Below are 5,156 nucleotides of genomic sequence, written 5' to 3'. Positions count from 1 at the left end.
GGCGGCCCGACGGCACCGTCACCACCGTGCCGCGGGCCCGGGCCGTCGCCACCCAGCCCGCCGCCTCCAGCTCGCGGTAGGCCCGCGCCACCGTTCCCGAAGCCAGCCCCAGATCCCGCGCCAGCTGGCGGATCGGCGGCAGCCGGGCCCCCTCCGGCAGGGCCCCCGCCGTCACCGCGCGGATCACCTGGTCGTGCACCTGCCGCCACGGCGGCACGCCGTTCTCCGTGTCGACGACGATCTTCACGCCGCGGCCGACAGGCGCTTCACCGGGGCCGTCACCGCGAGGAACGCCGCCAGGCCCGCCACGACCGCGAGGAACGACACGAAGTCACCCGCCGGCCAGCCGACCGCCGTGCACGCGCCGATGCCCAGGCCGACCGACACCCGCGCGCTGCGGCAGCGCAGCGCCAGGTCGGCCCGCGCGGCGCCGACCGCCGGGCGGCGCACCGCCAGCAGCGTGATCGCCGCGCTGACCAGCACCGTGCCCGCCGCCACCGCCAGCAGCTTCCACTGCGCCGTCAGCCCCAGGTGCAGCAGCGATCCCGCGGCCGCCAGCCCGCCCAGCACCAGGATCCACGCCGGGACGATCCCCAGCAGCGTCCGCGGCGCCAGATCGGCTTCGCGACGCGGGCCGCGGGACGGGCGCTGGGCCAGCAGCTCGGCGATCAGGGCACCCAGCAGCAGCGTGGCGAGGATCGAGCCCAGCCCACGGTCGTCGAGCAGTGGCGGGATCGCGAGGAACAGCCACGGGTACCAGAGCCGGCGCCGCTTGAGGTAGCGGACGGCGAGCTCGACCTCCGCGGCGTCGGGTTCGGCGACGCCCCAGCGGGTGAGCAAGCGCTTTCCATGCTTCTCGCCCGGCCAGAGCACGATCAGGATCGCCAGGCCGACCAGGCCCATGATGGCCGCGATCCAGAACAGGTTGTCGAGCTGCAGCATCACCACTCCTCTGGCTTGTATCAACCACACGATACAAGATTCCGGCGTAACCGCAGCGCGGGCCGGTCGTTGGAGGTTCGTCCGTTCGTACGCACGGCACAGTGCAGTCGGCGGGACACTTGTCAGCCGATCGCAGCCCGATCGCGGAAATTTGTCACCCTGGTGACAACAAATCGGTTTTCCTTCACGGGTGTGACACGTTTGGCGTTAGTTTTTCGATGTGTCGGTTGTCACCCGTGCAACAGGCATGGGTGCCCGGTCGTGGGGAGCCCGCGACCGGAGTCCCGGGGCGGAGCGAAGGAGCTGCGATGTCGGTGGAGCGCGGATTCGATCACGCTGCGCCGCCGCCACCTGCCGCACTGCCGCGCAAGCTGGCCGACATCCTGCGGCCCGAGCTGGCCAGCCTCGCCGCCGAAATCGTCGAAGAAATCCGCGCGACCATCCCGGCGTACGCGCGCCCGCTCGACGGCCCCTACGGCAAGTCGATCCGGGCCGGCGTCGAATACGCGATCACGCTGTTCGTCGCGCAGATCGCCGACCCGACGGTGTCGAAGGAACAGTCCCACGAGGTGCACCACCGCCTGGGGCAGAACGAAATGCGCGAAGGCCGCAGCCTCGACACGCTCCAGTCGGCGTACCGCGTGGGCGCGCGGGTGTCGTGGCGGCGCATCATGCGCGTCGGGCGGCGCAGCGGCCTTTCGTCGGCGGTGATGTCCCAGCTGGCCGACGCGATGCTGGCGTTCATGGACGAGCTGGCGTCCGTCGCGCTCGACGGCTACCTGGAGGCGAAGGCGCGCACGGCGGGGGCGCTGGACACCTGGCGCCGCAAGCTCCTGCACCTGATCCTGGAGACGCCGCCGGCGTCCCCGAAAGCGATTGCCGAGCTGGCCCAGCTGATCGGCTGGCCGGTCCCGTCCGACGCGACCCCGGTGGCGGTCTGCCCGGCGGGCGGCGTCGCCCCGGCCCGCCGGCACGCGGGCCTCGACGCGGATGTCCTCGCCGAACTCGACACGCCGGACCCGAAACTGGTCGTCCCCGGCGAGCTGAGCAGCGCCCGCCTGGCGGCGCTGCAGGTGGCGCTGCCGGACTGCCGCCTGGCGATCGGCCCGTGCGTCCCGCTGGCCTCGGTCGCGGATTCCCTGCGCTGGGCCCGCAATGCGCTGCAGCTGGCCGAGCGCGGCGTCTTGGCGGCGCGGCCGGTGCTGCGCGCGGAGGAGCACCTGGCGACCCTGCTGGTCAACTCGGACACGGGCCTGGTCGGCACGCTGCGGCACCGCTTGTTCGCGCCGCTGGCGGACATGACGGGCAAGCAGCAGGAGCGGCTGCTGGAGACGCTGCGGGCCTGGCTGGACAGCCAGGGCAACGTGGTGGAGATCGCGGAGCGCCTGGGCGTTCACCCGCAGACGGTCCGCTACCGCATGCGCCAGCTGCAGGCGACGTTCGGCGAGAGCTTGAAGGATCCGACGGCGCGGTTCGAAATGGAGCTGGCGTTGCGGGCGGGGGCGGCTCCGTTGCCGTTGCGGTACCCGGTGAGCGAGCTGCTGCCGTCGCCGCGGTCGGGTGGTTCGCGTCCACAGTGGACGTCGCAGCAGCCGTGACCGCTTCGGGCCCCCTCCACAGTGGACCCTGCGGGAGCCCCGTCAGGTCACCGGGATCGACGGGCTGAACGCCGGGTTCTGCGGCGGGTTCGTCACCTTGATGTTGCACGTCATGGTCCACGGGTTCCACACACCGTCCGCCTTCCGGTGCACCTCGAGGGTGAAGGTGGCCGTGGTGGTGACCTTGACCGTGGCGGTGCCGGGCGCGCCCGCGGTCAGTGACGGCACCACCGCACCCGGCCCCTGCTCGAACAGCACCTCGAAGGCACCACCGGCGGGAAAGATCTGCTCGGGCACGGTCAGCCCGGTGGCCGACGGCCCGGAGAACGTCGCGCCGGTCGCCGCCAGGCCCAGGTCGACGTGGCCGCGGAAGCCGTCGTAGCCGTAGGCGGTCAGGATCGCGTGGGGACCCGCTTCGAACCGCACGCCGCCACCCACGCCGGCCGGCGTGACCGTGGTGCCCGAGGCGACGGAGTCCGGGCCGTCGAACCGGGTTGTCACGATCCCGGGTTGCGGGGTGACCCCGGGGAGCAGGGTGCAGGCGTTGAGCACGGGACCGGTCTGGTAGGTGGCGGTGGCGGCGGATGCCGGGCAGGCCAGGGAAACCGCCATCGCGGCGGCACACGAAACCGTGGTGAGGATGCGCAGGATCATTCGACTCCCCTTCGAATCTGCTGCCTTCGCCGAAACTGCCTCAGCCGATCACGACGGCCGGCAGGAACGCCGGGTTCTGCGGCGGGTTGGTCACCTTCAGCGGGCAGCTCATCGACCAGGGGACCCAGGTCCCGGTCGCCGCCCGGTGGAACTCGAGTGACTCGGACAGGCCCGGGCCCATCGAGAACCCGATCGTGCCCGCCGCGCCGGCGGTGAACGTCTGGATCGGGCCGGCCACCGGGAGGGTGATGGTGCCTGTCGTGCCGATGGGCACGTCGAGGAAGCCGCCGCTGATCGTGCCGGAGTCCGGAGTCGCGTTCGAGACGCCGAACGTCCCCGCCAGGGAGCCGCGGACCGCGTCGTAGCCGGCATTGCGCAGGACCGCGCGCACGCTGCCCGGGATGACCTGTGTCGCGGAGGGCAGGACCGTGAACTGCTGCCCGGGGTGGGGATCGCTGACGTCCAGTTGGGCGGTCAGCATCGTGGGTTGCGGCGTCATGCCCGGGAACGTGCAGGTGTAGGTGAGCACGCCGGTCCGGGTCGTCACCGTCGCCGCGGCTGCCGTTCCCGTCGCCACGCCCGTGATGAGCAACGCCGCCGCGAGCGCCGTTCCGGTCCTCATGGTTCCCCCTCGGTTCACCTCGGTTTAGCGGCCGCCTTCTGCGCCGCCGCGGCCTGCGAGCCCTGCGAGGGCGGGAGGGTGTCGGGCGGACACTGGGTGTGGTCGGGCTCGGTGCACCCGTTCAGGTTGTAGGTGTCGATGAAGGCCTGGTTGCCCCCGCCCGAGCTCATGCCGGTGAGCAGCGGGGTCAGGTCCTGGCCGTTGGAGCCGCAGTCACGGAACGCGGGCAGGGTGAAGTCCGGGTCCTGGATGTGGCCGGTGGTGAACGGGTCGTAGTGCCCGCTGACCTCGAGGTGGATCGGCTTCGCCGTCACGCAGTCGGGGCCGACGTCGAACGGGACGCCGTTGATCTTCACGCCGCTCACCCGGCCCATCACGTTCAGCTCGGTGCTCAGCCAGATTTCGCCGTCGTCGCCGGTGTACAGCCCGCCGCCGATTTCGATCATCTTGCTGTTCAGGTAGTCCTCCGGCAGGAACTCGACGGTCGCGGTCACCGGCACGAACCCGAAGGCGAGGAACGTGGTGGGCGTCGGCTTGAACACCGCCGACCCGGAGACCCGGGAGCCGCCGGTGTCGAGGTCCACCGAGAAGAACCCGTTGATCAGGAGGGCGGGGTCGGACACGACGGTCGCGCCCAGCCTCGCGATGGTCGACTTCGTGAAGATGGTGATGAGGCCGAGCGGCACCGTGTATTCGTTCGGAGGTGGTGGGGGTTCGTCTTCCAGCGAGGCACCCGCACCGAGAGCGGCCTTCTGCTCGGGACTTGCCGTCGGCTGGACGAGGACCGTGCCCAGCGTCGCCTGCTGACCGGGATCGAGGGTGCACGCGATCGGCGGCGCCGGCTGGGCGGTGGCGGGCGTGGTCGGCGCGTCGGGGGCGGCGGCCGCGTCGGGCGCCGGGACGGCTGCCAGCGCGAGCGTCGGCGCGGTGACGTCGAAGGTGACGGCCCCGAGGGTGTTGATCGCGATCTCCGGCACGTCGCCGGTGGCCGTGAGGGTGACGTCGCCGGTTTCCGGCAGGGGCGTCGGCGCGACGGTGAGGGGGACCGGGATCTTGTCCGAGCGTTCGCCCTGGTGCACCGTGAGGTCGAGCTGCACCGCACCCCGCACCGAACCGGCGGTGGCGCCGGCGGGCAGGAGCGCCAGCGCGACGTCGCGGGGGAGGGTCAACTGCACCGAGTACTTGCTGATCGTCGCCGAGGTGCCGGTCTTCGCCTGGGTGGGCAGGTTCGCCGACGTGACGACGGTGAGCTTGCGCGAGCCGAGCGGGTCGGCGAAGGGGCAGGTCACCGAGACCGAGGCCGTCGCCGTCTTCTCCGGCGGGGCCGCGGGGGCGGGGGC

The 5,156-nt window shown here is 72.1% G+C and carries 6 protein-coding genes; 1 reads left to right on the top strand and 5 read right to left on the bottom strand.

The window, feature by feature from the left end; all coding sequences use genetic code 11:
- Positions 1 to 247, bottom strand: a 247-nt coding sequence (locus CCN39_RS45050) for a GntR family transcriptional regulator (RefSeq protein ID WP_086853003.1), incomplete at its 3' end; no start/stop codon positions are given.
- Positions 244 to 942 carry a hypothetical protein gene (locus tag CCN39_RS45045; protein WP_208630656.1) on the bottom strand — a complete coding sequence of 233 codons (699 nt, stop codon included), beginning with the start codon at positions 940 to 942 and terminating at the stop codon, positions 244 to 246. The genes CCN39_RS45045 and CCN39_RS45050, both read right to left, overlap by 4 nt.
- 308 nt (positions 943 to 1,250) lie before the next feature.
- On the opposite strand from CCN39_RS45045, the gene CCN39_RS45040 reads away from it, so the two are divergent.
- Positions 1,251 to 2,540 (top strand): PucR family transcriptional regulator, encoded by a 1,290-nt coding sequence (locus CCN39_RS45040; RefSeq protein WP_086853001.1) that lies wholly within the window; start codon positions 1,251 to 1,253, stop codon positions 2,538 to 2,540.
- Between the two features lie 42 nt (positions 2,541 to 2,582).
- Here the strand turns inward: CCN39_RS45040 and CCN39_RS45035 are convergent, their stop codons facing one another.
- The 3 genes from CCN39_RS45035 to CCN39_RS45025 all read right to left on the bottom strand — a co-directional run.
- Positions 2,583 to 3,194 (bottom strand): DUF6801 domain-containing protein, encoded by a 612-nt coding sequence (locus CCN39_RS45035; protein ID WP_086852999.1) that lies wholly within the window; start codon positions 3,192 to 3,194, stop codon positions 2,583 to 2,585.
- 40 nt (positions 3,195 to 3,234) lie between these two features.
- Complete coding sequence (locus CCN39_RS45030) at positions 3,235 to 3,816, bottom strand: DUF6801 domain-containing protein (RefSeq protein ID WP_244211309.1); 582 nt, start codon at positions 3,814 to 3,816, stop codon at positions 3,235 to 3,237.
- 14 nt (positions 3,817 to 3,830) lie between these two features.
- Positions 3,831 to 5,156, bottom strand: a 1,326-nt coding sequence (locus CCN39_RS45025; RefSeq protein ID WP_086852997.1) for a DUF6801 domain-containing protein, incomplete at its 5' end; no start/stop codon positions are given.

The organism is Amycolatopsis kentuckyensis, from assembly GCF_002155975.1.
GTDB classification, from domain to species: Bacteria; Actinomycetota; Actinomycetes; order Mycobacteriales; family Pseudonocardiaceae; genus Amycolatopsis; species Amycolatopsis kentuckyensis.
This window is presented reverse-complemented; position numbering and strand designations above follow the sequence as displayed.